This window comes from Bradyrhizobium sp. LTSP857 (assembly GCF_000938285.1).
In the GTDB taxonomy this organism is placed as follows: Bacteria; Pseudomonadota; Alphaproteobacteria; order Rhizobiales; family Xanthobacteraceae; genus Bradyrhizobium.
In genome coordinates this window covers 1-21,007 of the sequence record NZ_JYMS01000014.1, presented here as the reverse complement: position 1 = coordinate 21,007, position 21,007 = coordinate 1, and the positions used below count along the sequence as shown (strand labels likewise).

Below are 21,007 nucleotides of genomic sequence, written 5' to 3'. Positions count from 1 at the left end.
TGAACCGGTGCGGGGGATCGCACGGTTCTAATATGCACGGCTCGGTGAGGCCATCGCGCAATTGCTCGGAGGACAATTGGATTCGCCGCGTTTTACTCCAATGTCATTCCGGCCTTCGCCGGGACGACACCGTCCGGTCAATGCGCCTCGTCCCAATTCGTTGCCGCGCGCGCGTCCACATGCAGCGGAACCGAGAGCAGCACGGCCGGGAACGGCGCGTCCTGCATGACGTGCTGCACGACGGGAAGCGTCGCTGCGACCTCCGCGTCGGGCACCTCGAAGATCAATTCGTCATGCACCTGGAGCAGCATCTGCGCTGAGAGTTTTTTTGCGGCGAGCGCGTCCTCCACCCGCGTCATGGCGCGGCGGATGATGTCGGCGGCGGTGCCCTGAAGCCGGGCGTTGATCGCGGCGCGTTCGTTGAAGGCGCGCACCGAGGCGTTCGACGCCTTGATGTCGGGATAGTGGCATTTGCGGCCGAACAGCGTGGTGACGTAGCCGTGGCTCCGGCAGAAATCCCGCGTCTCGTCCATATAGGCGCGGATGCCGGGGAAGCGCTCGAAATATTTCTTGATGTAGGCTGACGCTTCTTCGCGCGCGATGCCGAGCTGGTTGGCCAGCCCAAACGCCGAGATGCCGTAGATGATGCCAAAATTGATCGCTTTCGCACGGCGGCGGATTTCGCTCGGCATGCCCTTGATCGGTACGCCGAACATCTCGGAGGCCGTCATCGCGTGAATGTCGAGGCCGTCCTTGAACGCCTGCTTCAGCACGGGAATGTCGGCGATCTCCGCCAGCAGTCGCAATTCGATCTGCGAATAGTCGGCGGAGACGAGCTTGTGTCCGGGCGTCGCGATGAAGGCGCGCCTGATCTTGCGGCCGTCCTCGGTGCGCACCGGAATGTTCTGCAAATTCGGCTCGTTCGAGGACAGCCGGCCCGTCGTGGTCGCGGCCAGCGCGTAGGTCGTGTGCACGCGATGGGTCTGCGGATTGACATAGGTCGGCAGCGCGTCGGTGTAAGTCGATTTCAGCTTGGAGACCTGGCGCCACTCCAGAATCTTCTTCGGGAGATCGTGGCCTTGCTCAGCGAGATCATCCAGCACCTGCGCGGTGGTTGACCAAGCGCCGGTTTTTGTCTTGGTGCCGCCGCTCAGCCCCATCTTGCCGAACAGGATGTCGCCGATTTGCTTGGGGCTGCCGACATTGACCGGTTCGCCCGCGATCTCCTGGATCTCGGCCTCGACCCGCGCGGCGGTCTGGGCGAAGTCGCCGGAGAGACGCGACAGCACCTGGCGATCGATCGAGATGCCGCGCCGCTCCATTCGTGCGAGCACCGAGACCAGCGGCCGCTCCAGCGTCTCGTAGACTGCGGTCATGTGCTCGGCGACGAGACGCGGCTTCAGCACGCGCCGTATGCGCAGGATCATGTCGGCGCCTTCCGCCGACAGCGGCATGGCCTTCTCGATCGGGACCTGGTCGAAGGTGATCTTGCCCTTGCCGCTGCCGAGCAGCTCGCCCTCCTTCAGCATGGCGTGGCCGAACCAGCGCTCGGCCAGCGAGTCGAGTTCATTTGAACCTCGCCCGGCATCGAGCACATAGGAGATCAGTTTGGCGTCGTCGGTGTTGCGCAGCGTGATGCCGTGCTGTGCCAGCATCACGGCCGTGAATTTAACGTCGAAACCGATCTTGAGAATGCCGGCCGATTCCAGCACGGGCCGCAGCGCCTCGATGGCGTCAGCATGCTTCACCTGATCGGGCGCGAGGCCGGCGTCGAACAGGCCGGCGCCGCCGCCGGATTGCTTGTGCGCCAGCGGCACATAGCAGGCATCGTTCGGCGCCAACGCCAGCGCGATGCCACAGAGATCGGCCTGCATCGGATCGATGGAATTGGCGCGGATCTCGATCGCGACATGGCCGACTTCGTGGATGCGCGCGATGAAGGCGTTGAGTTCGGCAAGATTCTTGATCGCCTGATACTTGCCGCGGTCGATCGGAAGCTTTCGCAAGGCCTCTTCGCGCGCGGCAGCTAACGAGATTGGCGCGCCCTTGAGGCTTGCTGACTTGTCGCCCTTGTCGCCACCCTTTGCGGTTGCCGCAGGAGCGGCGAAGAGATCGCCGGACGTCTCGGACGATTTTGTCCTGGCCGCACCGTCGCCGCCGCGCGCCTCGCTGCTGTTGCTGGCATCGGCATCGATATTCGCGGGATCGATCTGCGAATAGTCGGCGACGCGGCGCGTCAGCGTGGAAAACTCCATCGCCTTCAGGAAGGCCACCAGCTTGCGCGCATCGGGCTCGTGCACCGCGAGGTCGTCGAGCGGCACCTCCAGCTCGACCTTGTCGTCGAGCAGCACGAGCTTTCGCGAGATCCGCGCCTTCTCCGCGTTCTCGATCAGCGCCTCGCGACGCTTGGGTTGCTTGATCTCGGTCGCGCGGAACAAGAGCTGCTCGAGGTCGCCATATTCGACGATCAGTTGCGCGGCAGTCTTGATGCCGATACCCGGCACGCCCGGCACGTTGTCGGTGGAATCGCCGGCCAGCGCCTGCACCTCGACGACCTTCTCCGGAGGCACGCCGAACTTCTCGATCACCTCGGGGATGCCGATGCGGCGATCCTTCATGGTGTCGTACATCGTGATCTTGTCGTTGACGAGCTGCATCAAATCCTTGTCGGAGGAGACGATGGTCGTGTGCGCGCCGCGGTCGCTAGCCTGCCGCGCATAGGTCGCGATGAGGTCGTCGGCCTCGAAGCCGCCCTGTTCCAGGCAGGGCAGGTCGAAGGCGCGCACGGCTTCGCGGATCAGTGCGAATTGCGGGATCAGATCGTCGGGCGCCGGCGGCCGGTGCGCCTTGTATTCGGGATAGATCTTGTTGCGGAACGTCACTTCCGACTTGTCGAACACGATCGCCAGATGCGTCGGCCGGTTGTCGGCGGGCATGTCGCGCAACAGCTTCCACAGCATGTTGCAGAAGCCGAGCACGGCATTGACCTGAAGGCCGTCGGACTTGCGGTTCAGCGGCGGCAGCGCGTGATAGGCGCGGAAGATGTAGCCGGAACCGTCGACCAGGAAGACGTGGTCACCCTTGCCGGCGGCCTTTGCCGCAACCGGTTTGGCAGCAGCTGTCGCAGCGGGTTTGGTGTCGGCTTGGGCGGAGGTCTTCGGGGAGGTTTTGGGCATGGCCGCAATGTATGAATTTTTGCGGCAAAAGACAGCCTCGAGAGGTCGCAATTTTGGCGACTCGCACAGGCAAATCGCGGCGACGGCAGAGCCTCCGAGATCAGGCCAGGCAGCCTTCGATGAAGCTTGCCACCGCGCGCACGGCTGGCGTGCGGCGCAGATCGCGATGGAGAACCAGCCAGACCTCGCGCCCGACCGGGCGCCCGCCGATGTCATGGCGCTGCAGTCGCGGATCGGCCTCGCCAAGAAATCTTGGCAAGGCGGCGAGGCCAATTCCGGTCCTGGCCGCTGCTGCCTGGTTCTCAAGGTCGTTGGTGCGAAGCACGATCTCGCGCGTGCCGGCGAAGCGCATCAGCCACCGCTGTTGAGGAACCTCATCCATGCTGGCGTCGTAGGCGACGAAGGCGAAAGCATGCGGTTGTGTCGTCTTCAGATAGTCGGGCGAGCCGTAGAGGGCGAACTCGAAATAGCCGATCTTGCGGGCGATCAGCCCCGGCTCCGTCGGACGAGACAGGCGAAGCGCCAGATCCGCCTCGCGGCGATTGAGCGAGGCTGTGCGCTTCTCGCCGATCAGCTTGATCCGGATGCCAGGATGCTGTTGCCGTAGCCGGATCAGCTTCGGCGCGATCAAGAGGTTGGCCAACGAAGGCGGCGCGCTGATCGTGATCTCGCCGGCGATCTCGGATTTTGAGGCCAGCGCGGCGCGCTCCACCGCAAACGCCGTCTCCGCCATCGGAGCTCCGATCTTGGCGATGCGCTTGCCGTCTTCGGTGAGCTCGTAGCTGCGCGGCCTGCGGTCCACGAGCTTGAGTGACATGGATGCTTCCAGGGCGGCCACGCGGCGGGCCACGGTGACGTGGTCGACGTTGAGGATCTTTGCAGCGGCTGACAGGCTGCCCTCACGTGCGAGCGCCAGGAAATGCTGCAGGTCGGTCCAGTCCATGTGCGAATTCTCACAATGAAGTCTCAGTTGTGAGCAGTTTCGCAGATATTCGGATCATTCCATAGTCCCCCATCATCGACGGGAGAACTCGACATGGCCGTGATCGTGAGGCTGAAGGCGCCGGGTGGCGTAGAACAACTCGAACTGGCGAGCGCCGATCTGCCGCCGCCAGGCTGCGGCGAAATCCGGCTGCAGCAGACCGCGATCGGCGTCAATTCCATCGACATCTATCAGCGCATCGGTCTCTACGCGCTTTCGCCCGAGCGAATTCCCGGCGTTGAGGCGGTGGGCATCGTCGCGGCGCTGGGTTCTGAGGTGGCCGGTCTCGCGGTCGGGGACCGCGTCGCTTACGCTGGCGCACCGGTCGGTGCCTATGCGTCTGAGCGCAATCTGCCGTCCTGGCGCTGCCTGAAGCTTCCCGCCAGCCTGCCGGATGAGGCGGTCGCCGCGGCGTTCGTCAAGAGTATTACAGCTGACATGCTGCTCAGTCGCGTTTTCCCTGTCGGCCGCGGGACGACGATTCTCGTCCATAGTGCCGCAGGAGGGCTCGGACAGCTCCTGACGCGCTGGGCCAGTGCACTCGGGGCTGTCGTGATCGGGACCGTCGGTTCGCTGGCGAAAGCCGAGATCGCCCGCGCTGCCGGTGCGCGTCATGTGATCGTCGGGCGGGACGCCGATTTTGCCGCAGCCGTCGCCGATCTCACTACTGGACGCGGCGTCGATGTCGCCTATGACGGTGTCGGGGGGATGACGTTGCAAAAGACGCTGGGCTGCGTGCGGCCATTTGGCGTCGTGGCGAGTATGGGCCAGTCGGCCGGGCCGATCCCGCCCGTCGATGTCCACGATCTCGGGCCGCGGCGCAGCTTGATGTTGGCGCGGCCGAGCGTCATGGCTCACATGAACGATGCCGATATGTACCGCCGTTCTGCCGCGCGGGCGCTTGCCGCGATGGTCGATGGCGTGCTCCAGGTGACCGGCAAAGCCTACAGCCTGCGGGACGCGGCGCTGGCGCAGGCCGACCTGGAAGCCGGACGTACGACGGGAGCCTTGTATCTGCGACCTTGAGCGGCCTACTCCGCCGCCTGCAACACCGGCGCGGCCTTCTTCGGTGCGATCCAGAATGCATCGGGCCGCTCGAACAGGAAGTCGGCATTGAGCCGCAGTGCGACCTGCCAGATCGCCAGCGAGCCGATCACGCCGACGATGGTGACGATCAGCGACACCGTGCCGATATCGGGAATAATGCCGGCGTGCAGCAGCAGCGTGCGCGTTGCCGCCATCGGCAGGAAGAAGCCGAGGTAGATCACGATCGAATGCGCGCCGCAGAAGCGTAAAAAGTTCAGCCAATGCGCGCGCGCGAGCAGCGTGCCCATCGTGATGATGGCGCAGGCGCCGGCAAAGCCTAGCACGAGCGACACGATCATCCATTCGCTGGCGCCGAGCGCGACCACACTCGCATTGATGAGCGCCCAGGCCGCGAGCGCTGCAAGCGCCCATGCGGGATGGTTGCGCGCGCGGTCCGACAGCGCGAACACATAAGGCGCGAACAGATAGCCCGAGTAGAAATAGACGAAGCGCGCGCAGAATTCGTCGATCGCGGTCCAGCCGGTCGCCACATGCGCCGACTCCAGCGCTGCCGCGACGATCCAGATCGCCAGCGGCGGGATTCGCCGTGTCAGTTTTGTGACGACGAAGAAGATCGGCAGCAGGTAAATGAACCAGAGCGTGCCGAACGGCTCGATGAAGGATTCGAGATACAGCAGCCCTGCGTCGCGCCAGCCGGTCTCGGCCGCGAAAGCAGGCGCCTTGAAGCCGAACTGGATTGTCACCCAGACGACATAAAAATAAGCGAAATGCACCACCTTGCGGTCGAGATAGGTCCGCCAGTCCCGATCGATCACCAGTGGCAGGAACAGCCCCGAAATCAGGAAGAAGTCCGGCATCCGAAACGGCTTTGCGAACGCCACCAGGACATGCATGAAACCAGTCTCGCCGGCGGCGAGCTCGACCCCCAGCACCGAATGCATCATCACGACCATGACGATGCAGATGCCCTTGGCATAGTCGACCCAATCGACACGCGCGGCGGCCGGGGCGTGATGCCCTCTGCTCGCGGCGATTGTGCCGGATGGTGTCATGGTGTCCCTGTTCGAAGCGAGTTCCGCCCGGCTCTGTCCGGGTGTGGGGCAGTGTGGGCCCTTGCGGTTTACGATTTCTTTACCGGTACAATTTGCGTGCCGGTTTTTGCCTGCAGACTGTTCTCTTTCCTCGGGAAAATGCTAAACCGCCCCGAATTGGGGTTTCGTTAACCAACGCAGGCAGGGTTATTCATGCGCATCGCTATGATCGGCACGGGTTATGTGGGACTGGTGTCCGGAGCCTGTTTTGCGGATTTCGGTCACGACGTCACCTGCGTCGATAAGGACGAGAAGAAGATCGCAGCGCTTCATCGCGGCGAGATCCCGATCTACGAGCCCGGGCTCGACGAGCTGGTCGCGACCAACGTCAAGGCCAAGCGGCTCGATTTCACCACCGACCTGTCCAAGCCGGTCGCGGACGCCGACGCCGTGTTCATCGCGGTCGGCACGCCGTCGCGCCGTGGCGATGGCCACGCCGATCTCTCCTATGTCTACGCCGCTGCGCGCGAGATCGCGCAGTCGCTCTCGGGCTTCACCGTCGTGGTGACGAAATCGACCGTCCCGGTCGGCACCGGCGACGAGGTCGAGCGCATCATTCGCGAGGCTAACCCCAAGGCCGACGTCGTCGTCGCCTCCAACCCCGAGTTCCTGCGCGAAGGCGCCGCGATCCGCGACTTCAAGTTCCCCGACCGCGTCGTGGTCGGCACCTCCGACGAGCGTGGCCGCAAGGTGATGGGCGACGTCTACCGCCCGCTGTCGCTCAACCAGGCGCCGCTGATGTTCACGGAACGCCGCACCGCCGAGATGATCAAATACGCTGCGAACGCGTTCCTCGCGACCAAGATCACCTTCATCAACGAGATCGCGGATCTCTCCGAAAAGGTCGGCGCCAACGTGCAGGAGGTCGCGCGCGGCATTGGCCTCGACAACCGCATCGGCACGAAGTTTTTGCACGCCGGCCCAGGCTTCGGCGGCTCCTGCTTCCCGAAAGACACCAAGGCGCTGATCAAGATCGCGCAGGACTATGACGTGAGCTTGCGCATCGTCGAGTCCGTGCTGGCGGTCAACGAGAACCGCAAGCGCGCGATGGCGCGGAAGGTAAGCCAGGCGCTTGGCGGCTCGCTGCGCGGCAAGACCATCGCTGTGCTCGGCCTCACCTTCAAGCCCGATACGGATGATATGCGCGACGCGCCGTCGATCCCGCTCGTCACCGGCCTCCTCGACATGGGCGCGAAGGTCAAGGCCTACGATCCCGTCGGCATGGAGCAGGCCAAGGGCGAGCTGCCCAGCATCATTTATTGCGAAGATGCGTATTCCTGCGCGGAAGGCGCCGATGCGGTCGTCATCGTCACCGAATGGACGCAGTTCCGCGGCCTCGATCTCGACCGGCTGAAGGCGACCATGGCGCAACCTGTCGTCGTCGATCTCCGCAATATCTTCCGCCCGGAAGACATGCGTGCGGCCGGCTTCGTCTATGAGAGCATCGGACGGCCTCCGGTTCAGGGCTGAGCGCGACATACGATTGTCATACCCCGCGAAGGCGGGGTATCCAGTAACCCCGATCTTCGTGATGACTGGGACCTGAGTTTACTGGATCACCCGCCTCGGCGCGCAATCGCGCGTAAGGCGGGTGATGACGGAAGCGAGATACTTGCCCCGCAGCTTCGATACGCCCCTCCCGATCGACGCCGTGCTCGACGAGCTGTCGCGCACGCTGGAGGCGCACAATGCCGCCGTGCTGGTGGCGCCGCCCGGCGCTGGCAAGACCACGCGGGTGCCGCTGGCGCTGCTGGATGCGCCCTGGGCCAGGGCTAAGAAAATCATCGTGCTGGAGCCGCGGCGCATTGCTGCCCGGGCGAGCGCCGATCGCATGGCCAAATCGCTTGGCGAGCGCGCCGGCGAAACCGTCGGCTACCGTGTCCGTTTCGGCTCGAAGATATCGCGCGCGACCCGCATCGAGGTGGTGACCGAAGGCATCTTCACCCGCCAGATCCTCGACGATCCCGAGCTCTCGGGCATTGCCGCAATCCTGTTCGACGAATTCCATGAACGCTCGCTCGACGCCGATCTCGGCTTGGCGCTGGCGCGCGATGCGCAACTGGGCCTGCGCGAGGATCTGCGCATCCTCGTGATGTCGGCAACGCTCGACGGCGCCCGTGTTGGAAAGCTCCTGGGCAATGCGCCCGTCGTTGAAAGCGAGGGCCGCGCCTTTCCGGTCGAGACGCGCTATCTCGGCCGCAAGGCAGATGCGCAGGTGGAGCGGCAGATGGCGGATGCGATTGCCTCGGCCCTGCGCGCCGATGCCGGCTCGGTGCTAGCATTTTTGCCGGGCGCCGCCGAAATCCGCCGCACCCAGACTTTCCTCGGCGAGCGTGTGCAGGACGCCAGCATCGAGATCGTGCCGCTGTTCGGTGCGCTCGATGCCGCCGTGCAGGATCGCGCGATCTCGCCCGCGCCCAAGGGCATGCGCAAGGTGGTGCTGGCGACCTCGATCGCGGAGACCTCGCTCACGATCGAAGGCGTGCGTATCGTGGTCGATTCCGGTCTTGCCCGCGTGCCGCGCTATGAGCCGGATATCGGGCTGACGCGGCTCGAGACCGTGCGCGTCTCGCGCGCAGCAGCCGATCAACGCCGCGGCCGCGCAGGCCGCACCGAACCGGGCGTCTGCTACCGTCTTTGGGACGAGCCGCAGACGGCGTCGCTTGCGCCCTATACCCAGCCTGAAATTCTCAGCGCAGATCTCTCCTCGCTGGTGCTCGATCTCGCGCAATGGGGCGTGGCTGATCCGGCGGCGCTGTCGTTCCTCGATCCACCGCCCGGGCCGGCCTGGAAGGAAGCCAAGAGCCTGCTCACCGAGCTCAACGCGCTCGATGGTGACGGCCGCATCACCACTGAGGGCAAGAGCCTGCGCGCGCTGGCGCTGCCGCCACGGCTCGCGCGCATGATCGTGGATTCGCATCGTGCGGGCGCCGGCGAGGCCGCCGCGGAAATCGCCGCCATTCTCACCGAGCGCGGGCTCGGCGGCGACAGCGCCGATCTCGAGTACCGGCGCGACCAGTTCCGCCGCGACCGCTCGCCGCGCGCATCGAGTGCGCGCGATCTGGCGCGGCGCTGGGCGTCGCAAGTGGCGGCTTCCGAGAAAGCGGGGCAGCAGGAGGATCTCTCGACCGGCCTGATGCTCGCCTATGCCTTCCCGGACCGCGTCGCGCGCAACCGCGGCAATGGCAGTTTTGTGCTCGCCAATGGCCGAGGTGCCGCCGTCGAGCAATCCTCGTCGCTCGCCCGCACACCCTACATCGCGATCGGCGAGATGACGGGGACGGCGGCGAGCGGACGCATCCTGCTCGCCGCGCCAATCACGCAGGACGATATCGAGCTTCATTTCGCCGAGCATATCGAGGCCGTCGACGAGATCACTTTCGATCGTGGTGCAATGGCATTGCGCGCGCGGCGCAAGCGCACGCTGCATGCGATCACATTATCCGAGGCCACACTCGCCGTGTCGCCTTCGGAGGTGACCGCGCGCATCTTCGCGGACGGGCTGATCGCCGCGGGCCTCGACCGGCTGCCCTGGTCGAAGGCCGCAAAACAATGGCGCGACCGCGTGATGTTTTTGCGCAAGGCCGAGGGCGAGAGTTGGCCTGATCTGTCAGATGACGGACTGATCGCGCGGCGCGACGACTGGCTGGTGCCGGCGCTCTACGACAAGATCGCGCTGAAGGATATCTCCGCCGGCGATCTCTCCGATGCGCTGATGGCGCTGCTGCCCTGGGAAATGCGCGCGCGGCTCGAGCGCGAGGCGCCGACGCATTTCGAGGCGCCGACCGGCACGGTGCTCGCGATCGATTACGAGGCCGAGCAGGGACCGACCATCGCGGTGCGGCTCCAGGAATTGTTCGGGCTCAACACCCATCCGTCGATTGCGGCCGGCAAGGTGCCGCTGGTGCTGGAACTACTGTCGCCGGCGCAGCGCCCAGTGCAGGTGACGCGCGATCTCCCCGGCTTCTGGCGCGGCAGCTACGCCGCGGTGCGCTCGGACCTGCGCGGCCGCTACCCGCGCCACCCCTGGCCGGATGATCCGGCGAGCGCGCTGCCGACCCGACGGGTGAAACCGCGCGGCACCTGAGAGATCACGACCCCGCATTAACCGTCCGCTCATCCTTTTCGTCAAAATGACACCGGCTTGGTCGCGGCGTAGCTCGCAGGCGGGCGCGTTGCGTGGTGAAATCGTGCTTTCCGTTCCGAGTGGTGTCATGCGTAACATAATGATCTTCGCGGCCATCCTGATCGGGCTGGGCACCTTCATGGCGCAGATGGCGGACAGGATCAGCTCCGCCTCCGCGACGTCAGCGCCGCGCACGACCATTGCGGTCGCGTCAACGGCGCAGGCCGGCAGCCGCAGCTTCAGCATTCCCCGCGATGGCCGCGGTCATTTCCAGGCCGAGGGCCGCATCGACGGCCAGCGCATCGGCTTCATGGTCGACACCGGCGCTTCCGTGGTTGCGCTGAACGAGACCTCGGCCGCCCGCTTCGGCCTGCGTCCCTCGCGCAGCGAGTACAACGCCACCGTCACCACCGCCAACGGCACCATCAAGGCCGCGCGCGCCCGCATCGCGATGCTGGACGTCGGCGGCCTCGTCGTGCGTGACGTCGATGCCATGGTGCTGCCGGACGAGGCGCTGTCGGAAAACCTGCTCGGCCTCTCCTTCCTGTCCCGCCTCAAGCGTTTCGAATACGCCAACGGCCAGATGGTGCTGGAGCAGTAGCTCGGCGTCCCGGTCACCGGCTCGACCGGCGAAACCTTAGACGCTGCGCGGCGCGACGGTATTCCAATATCGCGGATTGGCCGGCGACTGAATTCGGACCCAGCGATAAGGGGCGCGCGACCACGGCCTGATCTGCGGGGTCAAATTGTCCAGCACTAGGTCCCCGCTCCTAGTCAGTACCACCAGAACGAGATGATGCTTGCCCCAAACGGTCACGACCTCGCCGAGCAGCAGCGTCCGCGCGGGCCATCCGCCCTTCATGAGCCGGTGGCGTTTGCTGACAGCGTAGTCGTTGCAGTCACCGCGCTCCGGATCAATGAGCCAGGTCTCCGTCGCCAGACCGAACTCATTCGGTTCCGGGACGATAGCGCGGTTCACAGTCTGGTTGACGTCTTTCAAGCTGGCCCATCGTGCCTCGGTCAGGAGGACCGGACCGCCTCGAAACAGCGGGCGGGTGCGGCATTCATCCTGGTAGCGCAGGCAAAACACGGTGTACGCGAACGGCGGAAGCGCCGGACCGTCAAGCTTGAGGTGGGGGGGCGCCGACATGGCGCTGGCCGGTATGCCCAACAATCTCTCATCGGCCGATTGGCCGGCGGTCATTTGAGAGACCATCGTGATCGTGCCGGCTGCGATCGCAGCCAAGATCGACACCCTGCGCATGCTTTGTCTCCCACGTTTGGAACGCGGAGCAAGCTCGAAGCGAAGCTTTTAATGCTCTAATGGGTCGATCAGGCTGCGTCGAACGCCAGGGCGATTGTCGAGTGGTCACCGGGCGAGACGGAGTAACATGTACGCATATGCGCGGCGCGGCCGATAGGTTTCAACACGATTTCGCGATCAGAGGTTGTGGGCTGCAATGTTCTCATTTGCAGCCAGCGGGTTCGATCGCGCCCGAGATTTCTGCGGAGCCATTCCAGATGATCCGAGCGGGGAGCCGTGACCCGCCGTTACCAATCTGCCGTAATTATCAGCCATAAGCGGTCAATCCCACCTTCCGTTGCAGCCGGGCATTCGCTAAGGCTGCAGTCAACGCCTGCTCCTTTTCACGAGATCCCCTCAATGTTCCCCAAGCCGAAATCCGTGTTGCTGCCCAACACCTATGCCTTCGAATCCGAGCCGATGGTGAAGGCCACGGGTTTCCGCGAATACGACGCGCGCTGGCTGTTCCAAAAGGAAATCAACCTGATGGGGATACAGGCGCTCGGCATGGGGCTGGGTGCGCTGATCGCGGAGCTCGGCGTCAGCCAGGAGATCGTCACCGGCCATGATTTCCGCGGCTATTCGGCCTCGATCAAATATGCGCTGATCTCCGGCCTGATGGCGGCGGGCTGCAAGGTGCACGACATCGGCCTGGCGGTAACGCCGATGGCCTATTTCGCGCAGTTCGACCTCGACGTGCCCTGCTGTGCCATGGTCACGGCCTCGCACAACGACAATGGCTGGACCGGCGTGAAGATGGGCGCCAACCGCCCGCTGACGTTTGGCCCGGACGAGATGACGCGGCTGAAGGAAATCGTGCTCAATGCCGATTTCAAGAACAAGGCCGGCGGCTCCTACCAATTCCACGAGAACTATCCGGCGCGCTACATCGCCGATCTCACCAATCGTCCGAAGCTGAAGCGCAAGCTGAAAGTCGTTGCGGCCTGTGGCAACGGTACCGCCGGTGCATTCGCGCCGCAGGTACTGGAAGCGATCGGCTGCGAGGTGATCCCGCTCGACACCGAGCTCGACCACACCTTCCCGAAATACAATCCGAACCCTGAAGACATGGAAATGCTGCACGCGATCCGCGATGCGGTGCTCCAGCACAAGGCCGACGTCGGCCTCGGTTTCGACGGTGACGGTGACCGCTGCGGCGTCGTCGACAACACCGGCGAGGAGATCTTTGCCGACAAGGTCGGCGTGATGCTGGCGCGCGATATGTCGGCGATCCACAAGGACGCGCAGTTCATCGTCGACGTGAAGTCGACCGGCCTCTTCATCACCGATCCGGTGCTCCAGAAGCAGGGCGCAAAGACCACCTATTGGAAGACCGGCCATTCCTACATGAAGCGCCGCACCCACGAGACCGGCGCGCTCGCCGGCTTCGAGAAATCCGGCCATTTCTTCTTCAACAAGCCGTATGGACGCGGCTATGACGACGGCCTGGTCTCGGCGCTCGCGATCTGCGACATGCTCGATCGCGCGCCCGGCAAGTCGATGGCGGACTTGAAGAACGCGCTGCCAAAGACCTGGTCGTCGCCGACCATGTCGCCGCATTGCGCCGACGAGGTCAAATACGGCGTCATCGACCAGGTCGTGAAGCACTTTGAAGGCTTGCAGGCGAAGGGCGCCAAGATCGGCGGCCAGGCGATCCGCGATCTCGTCACCGTCAACGGCGTGCGCGTCACGGTCGAAGACGGCAGCTGGGGGCTGGTGCGCGCCTCCTCCAACAAACCCGAGCTCGTGGTCGTGGTCGAGAGCCCGGTCTCCGAGCAGCGCATGCACGACATGTTCGAGATGGTGAACAGCGTGTTGCGCACGCATCCCGAAGTCGGCGAGTACAATCAGAAGATCTGAGCAGCGGGGCGCGCGCTCGCCGAATCGCCGGGTCATCGAGCCGGGCGATGACAGCTTTTTCGTGTGGTGAGTCTTAAGCCGCCACCACCGCCGGAATCGGGAGCGCCGTGACCGACTTGATCTTCTCCATCGCGAAGCGCGAGGTGACGTTCTTCAGCGGCACGGCGCTGATCAGCTTCTTGTAGAAGATGTCATAGGCCTGCATGTCCGCGACTACGACGCGCAGCATGTAGTCGACGTCGCCGGCCATGCGATAGAACTCCATCACTTCGGGCATGGCACTGACGGCCTCGGCGAATTTCTTCAGCCATGCGTCCGAATGATCGGAGCTCTCGACCGACACGAACACGGAGATGCCGAGCCCGATCTTGTTCTGGTCGACCAGTGCCACCCGCTTGGTGATCACGCCGTCAGCTTCCAGGCGCTGGATGCGCTTCCAGCAGGGGGTCGAGGACAGTCCGACCCGGTCTCCGATCTCGGCAACCGACAGGGAAGCATCGTCCTGAAGCACCATCAGGATCTTGCGATCGATGGCGTCGAGGCGGCGGCTGGTCTCGGGGAGTTGGACAGCGAGGTCAGTCATCTGAAGAACTTTGTTCCATTATGAGGGCTGGTTTCCCTCTTATAGAGAAAAATCTTCTATCGCAAGCCTATAATCTCGGCGGTGAGCTCGGAGCCAACCTTGGGTGACTGCGTAAAAGCTCTTCAACTTCAATGCGTTGTGGGGCGGCCAGGCCGCCGCCATGCCGGGTGCATTTCAGCGCTGCGGCGGCCGCGGCGAATCGCAGCGCCTCCCGCGCGTCGCCGCCCTCAGTGAGGCGGAGCGTGAAGGCGCCATGGAAGACGTCGCCGGCGCCGAGCGTGTCTACGGCATCGACCGGAAAGGCCGGCGTCTCCTCAAGCGCTCCCGCCTCGTTCAGCCAGATCGTGCCATTCGGACCGCGGGTGGCGGCCAGGAAGGCCGGTGTCAGACCCGCCAGGCGCTTCAGCGCCTCGCTATCGTCGGTTACGCCTGCGGTCTGCTGCACCTGTTCGCTGGCGAACAGCAGATGCGAGGCGGCGGTGAGCAGGCCATCGGTCAGCGCCATCGCGCGGTCGACGCTACCGACGACGGCAATGCCGCGCCAGGTCGCGCACGGGAATGCCGATGCAGAGGATGCGCGGCGCGATCCCTGATTCAGCCATCGGCGGTCTCAGCTCTTGTCGTGCACCCAGCGGCCGAGCAGATGATGGGCGATCGCGAAAGGATGCGGACCTGCGAGCCCGTCTGGATGCGTCCGCGTCAACATCAGGGCGGCCTCTTCGCGCGTGAACCAGCGCGCATCCTCGAGCTCGGAGTGATCGACGACGACGTCCTCGTTCAGCGCTCGCGCGCTACAGCCGATCATCAGCGACGACGGATAGGGCCAGGGCTGAGTCATGTAATACTGCACGTCGGTACAGCTGATGCCGGACTCTTCGAGGATCTCGCGGCGCACCGCATCCTCGATGGTTTCGGCGGCCTCGACGAAGCCGGCGAGGCAGGAATACATGCCCGGCGGAAACTGCTTCTGGCGGCCGAGCAGGCATTTTTCGCCGGACGCCACCAGCATGATCACGACCGGATCGGTGCGGGGGAAATGCTCGGCCTTGCAGCTTGGGCATTCGCGCTTCCAGCCACCTTCCTTCATCGCGCTGCGCGTGCCGCAATTGGCGCAATAGCCGTGGCGCTGGTGCCAGCTCACCATCGACTTCGCCATTGCGATCGCCGAGAGCTCTTGCGGTGGAATCGCGCCCTGCATCGCCATGCCGCGCAGCTCGGTGACGGTGTAGTCCTCGCGCCCGATCAGCTTTTCCGCTGCGGCTTGGGGCAGGCCCATGCCGAACACAGCCGCACCATCGCGCAGCCCTAGGAAAATCGTGCCGGGATTGGCGCCGCACTTCAGCGCCTCGTCGAACGAGAGCAGCGCGCGTGCTTTTTCGCCCTCGCGCTTCACCAGCAGCGAGTCGCGGTAGACGACATAGGCGCGCGATGACGGCTTCTGCTCCATCGCGAACAGCTTTTCATCATCGCGGCGCAGGTGCGCGGCGCGATCGAGGACGTCGGTGACGAAGGCCGGTTGCCCCAGCGGAAACGAGTCGAATGCTGACATTTCTTGTTCTTTCAACCCAACCAGATTTTTCGGCGAAGCGCACTGATGAAATTCTGCACCTCGGTGGCGTCGTGCGCCAAGGGCTTCATCACGCCCCACACCGGCCGCGGCCAGGCGGCGTCACTGGTCCGGCGCGCGATGATGTGGACGTGAAGCTGCGGCACGAGGTTGCCAAGCGCCGCGATGTTGAGCTTGTCGCATTGGGTGATCTCCTTCAGCGCACGCGACACGCGGGAGATCTCGGTCATCAGCTGCGCCTGCTGGACCTCGTCGAGATCGATGATCTCGACCGCATCGGAGCGCCGCGGCACCAGCAGCAGCCAGGGATAATGCGCGTCCTTGATGACCAGCACCTTCGACAGCGGCAGATCGCCGATGTCGATGGTGTCCTCTTTCAGGCGGGAGTGCAGCGACCAGGCGGGATCGGACATGAATGTTTCCGGATGGCCCGATGGGGACGGGCTTGTTTGGTCGGACCATACGATACCGAGTTGGCGAGGGGAAGGTTAGCGCTCCGCAGGTCCCGCATGCTTTGTTGTCGTCCCGGCCTAGTGCGCAATTGCGCACGGGGGGCCGGGACCCATAACCACAGGGAGTAGTTTGGCGAAAGTTCGTAGTGAAGAGTCTTCCCGCGCTAGGAGCACCTGCGCCTATCGATAGATCACGCGGTATGGGTCCCGGCCTTCGCCGGGACGACGGCGAATTCGTGGCGGCTGCCTACGCTTCCGCCAGCACCCGCGCATTGGCGCGGACCGAGGCTTCGCTGACGCGAATCCCGAGGCCCGGCCCGTCAGGCACGACGACATGGCCGCCGCGGTTGGCGACGCGCTCTTCGAGCACGTCTTCGGTCAGCACATGATGCGGCATGTAGAATTCGCAGCCGAGCGAGATGCCCGGCGTTGCCGCGATCAGCTGCGTGCCGGCGGCGAGCCCAATGCCGCCCTCCCACAGCGTGCCGCCATAGCCGGGCAGGCCGGCGATGTCGGCGATCGCCATGATCGCCTGGGCCTCGAACAGGCCGCCGGCCTTCATCAGCTTGATCGAGACGGCGTCGGCCGCCTCGCGGCGCACCACCTCCATCATGTCGCGGCGGTCGAAACAGCTTTCGTCGGCAAGTACAGGCGTTTCCAGCGCCGCGGTGAGCTGCGCCATCACGTCGAGAAATTTGCGCGGCACCGGCTGCTCGATGAAGGTCGGCGCAAACTGTTCGATATCGCGCAGGATCTTGATGGCGCCGAACGGCGCCAGCGCCTGGTTGTAGTCGACGCGAAGGTCGACCTTGTCGCCGAACTCGTTCCGGATCGCTTCAAGATGGTCGAGGTCCTCCCGATGCGGCTTCACGCCGGTCTTGACCTTGTAGATGACGTTGCCGTCTGGAACCATTTTTCGCATGCGTTCGAGATCGGCGGGAAAGTCCGGATCGGCGATCGAGAACGACAGGGGAATCGTGTCGCGCACGCGGCCGCCGAGCAAGTCAGCGACCGAAAGCCCCGACGATTTGCCGACGATGTCGAGCAGCGCCATCTCGATCGCGACCTTGGCTTCGGCGTGACCGACCAGGGCGCGGTCGAGCTCAGCCATCAGCGCGCGAATGCGGCGCACGGGTTTGCCGAGCACGATCGGCCGCAGATAGATGTCGAGGGCGGAGAAGGCCGCTTCCGGCGTTCCCGTGAACACTTCCCATGGCGCTGCCTCGCCCCAGCCGACCACGCCGTCGCTTGATGTGAGCTCGAGTAGCACACGCTTGACCGTGCCCTTGACGTTGCCGACGCCCTGGAGGCGCGCCATCTTGATCGGACTCTCGATCAGGAACAGCCTGATGCGTGCGACGGTTGCTTCGGTCATGTCAAGCCTCCATTGACGTGCCAGACCTGGCCGGTGACGTAGGACGCCTTCGGCGATGCCAGGAAGGCGATGATTTCAGCGACTTCGTCCGGCCGCCCGCGACGGCGCATCGGGATCAGCGCCTCGGTCGCAGCGATTTGCTCGGGTGAGAGCCGGCTCTCGCTCGGCTTGTCCTTGACGATCAGCCCAGGCGCAACCGCGTTGACGGTGATGCCGTCCTTGGCAAGTTCAACTGCGGTGAGTCGCACCAGCGCTTCGAGCGCGGCGCGGCTGGCGGCCGTTGCTGCGAACGGCGCAAACTCGGGCCGGATCGCGTGCGCGACGAAGGACGACACCGCGACAATCCGCGCATCGTGGCCGGCACGCAACAGCGGCAGCGCGGCGTCGACCAGCCGCGTGAAGGCCAGCGCCGATTCATCCATTGCCTGGCGGAATTGATCCGCCGGCGTGCCGATGGCGCTGCCGCGGCGAGCGTGGCCGCCGACCAGGATCAACCCATCGAGGCGACCGAAGGCGCTCTGTGTCGCGGCGACGGCATCGGTGATCGCCGCTTCCTCGGCAAGATCGCCGAGGCACTTTGCGACAACAGCGCCTTGCGCTTCGGCCTCCACTGCTGTGGCATCAAGGCCGGCTGCGTTCGAGCGCGTATGCAGCAGCAGTGCGGTGCCGGGCGCTGCGAGCAGTTTTGCGGTGGCGCGACCGATGCCGCTGGCGGCGCCGGTGACAAGATAAACACGATCGATATTGGGCATCACGATACTGTTGTGGCCGGCGGCAGTGCGCCGGTGCGGTGGAAATGGCTGAGGAAGGCGCGCGTCGCGGCTGCCTGCGGATTATCGATCACCTGCCGCGCCGGGCCTTCCTCGACGACGATTCCGTCGCGCATGAAGATCAAGCGGTCGGCGACCTCGCGCGCAAAGGCGATTTCGTGAGTTACGATCACCATGGTCATGCCCTCGGATGCCAGCCGCTGGATGACGGCGAGCACTTCGCCGACGAGCTCGGGATCGAGCGCCGAAGTCGCCTCGTCGAACAGCATCACGTCCGGCTCCATCGCGAGCGCGCGCGCGATTGCAACGCGCTGCTTCTGGCCGCCGGAGAGCGTTGCCGGATATTGGTCGGCCTTTTCCGCGAGGCCCACTTTCGCAAGCTGGGCGCGAGCGAGCTTCTCGGCGTCCGCCTTGGCCATGCGACGAACCGTGACCGGACCCTCCATCACATTCTGGAGCGTCGTCATGTGCGGGAACAGGTTGAAATGCTGGAATACCATGCCGGTGGTGGCGCGGAATTTTGCCAGCGTCTTCACGTCGGGTAGCTTCGAACCCTCGCCGAATGCAAAGCTTGTGTCGCCGACGCGGACGCTGCCGCCGTCGGGCACGACCAGGAGATTGATGCAGCGGAGCAGCGTCGACTTGCCCGAGCCGGAGGGGCCGATCAGCGCGACGACGCCGCCCTTGGCGACGTCGAGGCTGATGGTCTTCAAGACTTCATTGCTGCCAAAGCTCTTGCGCAAGCCTCTGATCTCGATTTTTGACATCTCGCTCATTCGCTGACCGCCAGTCGCTTCTCGCCGCGCCGGGCGAGGATGGTCAGAGGAATCAGGATCGCGGCGTAGGCGACCGCGACCGCGGTGTAGGTCTCTAACGGCCGGTAGCTGTCATGGGCTGCGACCTGGCTCTGATAGACCAGATCAGGCACCGCCAGCACCGAGACCAGCGAGGTGTTCTTGAACTGAATGATCGATTGGTTCATCAGCGCCGGGATCATGCGCTTGATCGCCTGCGGCAGCACGATGCGTCGCATCGCCTGGCCCGGTGTCATGCCGAGCGCAGCACCCGCTTCCGACTGGCCGTTGTCGATCGAGACGATGCCGCCGCGGATGATCTCCGAGTAGAACGAGCCGCCATAGAGCGAGAGCGCCAGCGCCGAGGCCGTGATCGGCGTCATCTCGACGCCGGCGAGGATCGGCAGCGCGTAATAGAACCAGATCAGCTGCACCAGGATCGGCGTGCAGCGGAACGCCTCGATGAAGGTGAGGGCGAGGAGACGCACGGCCCTGAAGCGCGACAGGCTACCGAACGCGCCGAACAGCCCGAACACCAGCCCGAGCACGACGATGACCACGGTAAAGCCGACGGTGACGCCAAGCCCGTTGAGAAAGAGCCAGCGATAGCTCCAGAGGATGCCGAAGTCCCACTGATACATGCGTTCTTTCTTGCTTCACCTCTCCCGCAAGCGAGGGCTTTGCTTAATTGGCCGTGCGGGAGTGAGGCTCGATGTGGGGCATTTTTTTGTGTGGCCTCGGATTGCGAGCGAACGCAGACGGCCTTGTTTTCGTGGCCGATCGATGGCGTTGGGCTACGGCGGTCACGCTACACCTCCCGCGGGACACAGCACCGCCCATCGTTTGAGGTTCATGGCCAAGCAGAGAAGACGCAGATGGGTATGGTTGCGTGCCAAGCCCAGATAGCGAGCGCGCGCCCAGCCGTAGACGCCCTTGAGGCGCGCAAAGACCTGCTCGACCGGCGCGTGGCGGCGTCCCACGGCGTCGTTGAAGCGCTTCTTCCGCTCGGTCAGGGGATGATGCTTGTTGGGCCGGAACATCAGCCGCGGCTTGATGCCCCGGGCAGCCAGCCCGGCGCGGCGCTCGTGCTTGTCATAGGCCTGGTCGGCGTAGACCGCCTTCTCGTCGCCGCTGATCAATTCATCGGCCGGCACCGTATCGTTGACCGCAGCGTCGGTCAGCTTACTGCGACGGATGATCGCCGAGCACTGGTCGACACCGACATGCGCCTTGTAGCCGAAGTATCGCTTGCCACCCTTCTTGGTCCATCGCGCATCCGCATCGCGCTCGCTGTTGACCAGCTTGCTCGGCGCGCGCCCGTCTGGGCCGGGCGGCAGCGGGTCCTTTGGCGGCTTCGGCGGCTTCACCGCCGCCGGGATCAGGCTGGCGTCGATCAATGTGCCTCGACGCGGCACCAGCCCGCGCGCGTCGATCTGGCGCAGCATCTCGGCAAACAGCGTCTCGTCCAGACCGGCCTGCTGCAAAGCTTCGCGGAAGCGCCAGATCGTCGTATGGTCGGGCGTCTCGTCGCCCAGCGCAAAGCCGCAGAAGTCGCGGAAAGAGGCCCGGTCATCGAGCGCTTCTTCCAGTTCCGGATCGGACAGCCCGTACCATTGCTGCAACAGCACAGCCTTGAACATCACCAGCCGAGGATAGGCCGGCGCGCCACGCTCAGGTTCCGGAAGGCCGCACAGCACGCGCTCCACAGCCCCCCAATCGACCAGTTCGCAAATCCGCCTCAGCACCGCACCGCCTTTCCCACGCCGCGACGCCAGCGCATCTGCGAAGCTCGGTTGCCCAACCTGCCGATATGCCATCCCAAGACCCTCTTCAGATCTCTCTTAGTGAATCGCAGATTCGCGATTTGTGCAAAGCCCTCGC

The 21,007-nt window shown here is 64.6% G+C and carries 17 protein-coding genes and 1 pseudogene; 5 read left to right on the top strand and 13 right to left on the bottom strand.

Features of this window, described 5'->3' with window-relative positions; genetic code table 11:
- Window positions 1–137: 137 nt before the first annotated feature.
- Both polA and UP06_RS07170 read right to left on the bottom strand, forming a co-directional pair.
- On the bottom strand, window positions 138–3,176 hold the full coding sequence (gene polA / locus UP06_RS07175) for a DNA polymerase I (protein WP_045001687.1): 3,039 nt from the start codon (window positions 3,174–3,176) through the stop codon (window positions 138–140).
- Between the two features lie 100 nt (window positions 3,177–3,276).
- Window positions 3,277–4,119 carry a LysR family transcriptional regulator gene (locus UP06_RS07170; RefSeq protein ID WP_045001686.1) on the bottom strand — a complete coding sequence of 281 codons (843 nt, stop codon included), beginning with the start codon at window positions 4,117–4,119 and terminating at the stop codon, window positions 3,277–3,279.
- A 93-nt stretch (window positions 4,120–4,212) separates the two neighbouring features.
- Here UP06_RS07170 and UP06_RS07165 point away from each other — a divergent pair, with 93 nt between their 5' ends.
- Window positions 4,213–5,184 (top strand): quinone oxidoreductase family protein, encoded by a 972-nt coding sequence (locus UP06_RS07165; RefSeq protein WP_045001684.1) that lies wholly within the window; start codon window positions 4,213–4,215, stop codon window positions 5,182–5,184.
- Between the two features lie 5 nt (window positions 5,185–5,189).
- On the opposite strand, the gene UP06_RS07160 is transcribed toward UP06_RS07165, so the two are convergent.
- Window positions 5,190–6,257, bottom strand: a complete 1,068-nt coding sequence (locus UP06_RS07160; protein ID WP_045001682.1) for an acyltransferase family protein — start codon at window positions 6,255–6,257, stop codon at window positions 5,190–5,192.
- Window positions 6,258–6,449: 192 nt separating this feature from the next.
- Between UP06_RS07160 and UP06_RS07155 the strand changes: the two genes are divergently transcribed.
- From UP06_RS07155 to UP06_RS07145, 3 genes are all read left to right on the top strand, one after another.
- Window positions 6,450–7,766 (top strand): UDP-glucose dehydrogenase family protein, encoded by a 1,317-nt coding sequence (locus tag UP06_RS07155; protein ID WP_045001681.1) that lies wholly within the window; start codon window positions 6,450–6,452, stop codon window positions 7,764–7,766.
- Window positions 7,767–7,908: 142 nt separating this feature from the next.
- Window positions 7,909–10,383, top strand: coding sequence for an ATP-dependent helicase HrpB (gene hrpB / locus UP06_RS07150; RefSeq protein ID WP_045001792.1), 2,475 nt, complete (start codon window positions 7,909–7,911; stop codon window positions 10,381–10,383).
- A 127-nt stretch (window positions 10,384–10,510) separates the two neighbouring features.
- On the top strand, window positions 10,511–11,023 hold the full coding sequence (locus UP06_RS07145) for a TIGR02281 family clan AA aspartic protease (protein WP_082081288.1): 513 nt from the start codon (window positions 10,511–10,513) through the stop codon (window positions 11,021–11,023).
- A gap of 36 nt (window positions 11,024–11,059) precedes the next feature.
- Here the strand turns inward: UP06_RS07145 and UP06_RS07140 are convergent, their stop codons facing one another.
- The gene (locus tag UP06_RS07140) at window positions 11,060–11,686 is read right to left on the bottom strand and encodes a transglutaminase-like cysteine peptidase (protein WP_045001678.1); all 627 of its coding nucleotides are present in this window, start codon (window positions 11,684–11,686) and stop codon (window positions 11,060–11,062) included.
- A gap of 399 nt (window positions 11,687–12,085) precedes the next feature.
- On the opposite strand from UP06_RS07140, the gene UP06_RS07135 reads away from it, so the two are divergent.
- Window positions 12,086–13,585, top strand: a complete 1,500-nt coding sequence (locus tag UP06_RS07135; RefSeq protein WP_045001676.1) for a phosphomannomutase/phosphoglucomutase — start codon at window positions 12,086–12,088, stop codon at window positions 13,583–13,585.
- 73 nt (window positions 13,586–13,658) lie between these two features.
- Here the strand turns inward: UP06_RS07135 and UP06_RS07130 are convergent, their stop codons facing one another.
- From UP06_RS07130 to UP06_RS07090, 9 genes and pseudogenes are all read right to left on the bottom strand, one after another.
- The gene (locus tag UP06_RS07130) at window positions 13,659–14,168 is read right to left on the bottom strand and encodes an Lrp/AsnC family transcriptional regulator (RefSeq protein WP_045001675.1); all 510 of its coding nucleotides are present in this window, start codon (window positions 14,166–14,168) and stop codon (window positions 13,659–13,661) included.
- Window positions 14,169–14,235: 67 nt separating this feature from the next.
- Window positions 14,236–14,709 (bottom strand): annotated as a pseudogene (locus tag UP06_RS07125) (PfkB family carbohydrate kinase); the annotation flags it as partial.
- A gap of 69 nt (window positions 14,710–14,778) precedes the next feature.
- Window positions 14,779–15,717, bottom strand: coding sequence for an NAD(+) diphosphatase (gene nudC / locus UP06_RS07120; RefSeq protein ID WP_045001674.1), 939 nt, complete (start codon window positions 15,715–15,717; stop codon window positions 14,779–14,781).
- Window positions 15,718–15,728: 11 nt separating this feature from the next.
- Window positions 15,729–16,148 (bottom strand): HIT domain-containing protein, encoded by a 420-nt coding sequence (locus UP06_RS07115; protein WP_045001672.1) that lies wholly within the window; start codon window positions 16,146–16,148, stop codon window positions 15,729–15,731.
- Window positions 16,149–16,434: 286 nt separating this feature from the next.
- Complete coding sequence (locus UP06_RS07110) at window positions 16,435–17,562, bottom strand: muconate cycloisomerase family protein (protein ID WP_045001671.1); 1,128 nt, start codon at window positions 17,560–17,562, stop codon at window positions 16,435–16,437.
- Window positions 17,559–18,314, bottom strand: a complete 756-nt coding sequence (locus UP06_RS07105; protein WP_045001670.1) for an SDR family NAD(P)-dependent oxidoreductase — start codon at window positions 18,312–18,314, stop codon at window positions 17,559–17,561. The genes UP06_RS07110 and UP06_RS07105 overlap by 4 nt, the downstream gene beginning before the upstream one ends.
- Window positions 18,314–19,108, bottom strand: a complete 795-nt coding sequence (locus tag UP06_RS07100) for an amino acid ABC transporter ATP-binding protein (RefSeq protein ID WP_045001668.1) — start codon at window positions 19,106–19,108, stop codon at window positions 18,314–18,316. Before UP06_RS07100 ends, UP06_RS07105 begins: the two co-directional genes overlap by 1 nt.
- Window positions 19,105–19,767, bottom strand: a complete 663-nt coding sequence (locus UP06_RS07095; protein WP_045001667.1) for an amino acid ABC transporter permease — start codon at window positions 19,765–19,767, stop codon at window positions 19,105–19,107. The genes UP06_RS07100 and UP06_RS07095 overlap by 4 nt, the downstream gene beginning before the upstream one ends.
- A gap of 162 nt (window positions 19,768–19,929) precedes the next feature.
- Complete coding sequence (locus UP06_RS07090; protein WP_050031577.1) at window positions 19,930–20,943, bottom strand: IS5 family transposase; 1,014 nt, start codon at window positions 20,941–20,943, stop codon at window positions 19,930–19,932.
- Window positions 20,944–21,007: the final 64 nt, after the last annotated feature.

Coding starts and splice junctions, on each gene's coding strand:
- polA (WP_045001687.1), bottom strand. CDS start 3,176: ATGCCCAAAACCTCCCCGAAGACCTCCGCCCAAGCCGACACCAAACCC.
- UP06_RS07170 (WP_045001686.1), bottom strand. CDS start 4,119: ATGGACTGGACCGACCTGCAGCATTTCCTGGCGCTCGCACGTGAGGGC.
- UP06_RS07165 (WP_045001684.1), top strand. CDS start 4,213: ATGGCCGTGATCGTGAGGCTGAAGGCGCCGGGTGGCGTAGAACAACTC.
- UP06_RS07160 (WP_045001682.1), bottom strand. CDS start 6,257: ATGACACCATCCGGCACAATCGCCGCGAGCAGAGGGCATCACGCCCCG.
- UP06_RS07155 (WP_045001681.1), top strand. CDS start 6,450: ATGCGCATCGCTATGATCGGCACGGGTTATGTGGGACTGGTGTCCGGA.
- UP06_RS07145 (WP_082081288.1), top strand. CDS start 10,511: ATGCGTAACATAATGATCTTCGCGGCCATCCTGATCGGGCTGGGCACC.
- UP06_RS07140 (WP_045001678.1), bottom strand. CDS start 11,686: ATGCGCAGGGTGTCGATCTTGGCTGCGATCGCAGCCGGCACGATCACG.
- UP06_RS07135 (WP_045001676.1), top strand. CDS start 12,086: ATGTTCCCCAAGCCGAAATCCGTGTTGCTGCCCAACACCTATGCCTTC.
- UP06_RS07130 (WP_045001675.1), bottom strand. CDS start 14,168: ATGACTGACCTCGCTGTCCAACTCCCCGAGACCAGCCGCCGCCTCGAC.
- nudC (WP_045001674.1), bottom strand. CDS start 15,717: ATGTCAGCATTCGACTCGTTTCCGCTGGGGCAACCGGCCTTCGTCACC.
- UP06_RS07115 (WP_045001672.1), bottom strand. CDS start 16,148: ATGTCCGATCCCGCCTGGTCGCTGCACTCCCGCCTGAAAGAGGACACC.
- UP06_RS07110 (WP_045001671.1), bottom strand. CDS start 17,562: ATGACCGAAGCAACCGTCGCACGCATCAGGCTGTTCCTGATCGAGAGT.
- UP06_RS07105 (WP_045001670.1), bottom strand. CDS start 18,314: ATGCCCAATATCGATCGTGTTTATCTTGTCACCGGCGCCGCCAGCGGC.
- UP06_RS07100 (WP_045001668.1), bottom strand. CDS start 19,108: ATGAGCGAGATGTCAAAAATCGAGATCAGAGGCTTGCGCAAGAGCTTT.
- UP06_RS07095 (WP_045001667.1), bottom strand. CDS start 19,767: ATGTATCAGTGGGACTTCGGCATCCTCTGGAGCTATCGCTGGCTCTTT.
- UP06_RS07090 (WP_050031577.1), bottom strand. CDS start 20,943: ATGGCATATCGGCAGGTTGGGCAACCGAGCTTCGCAGATGCGCTGGCG.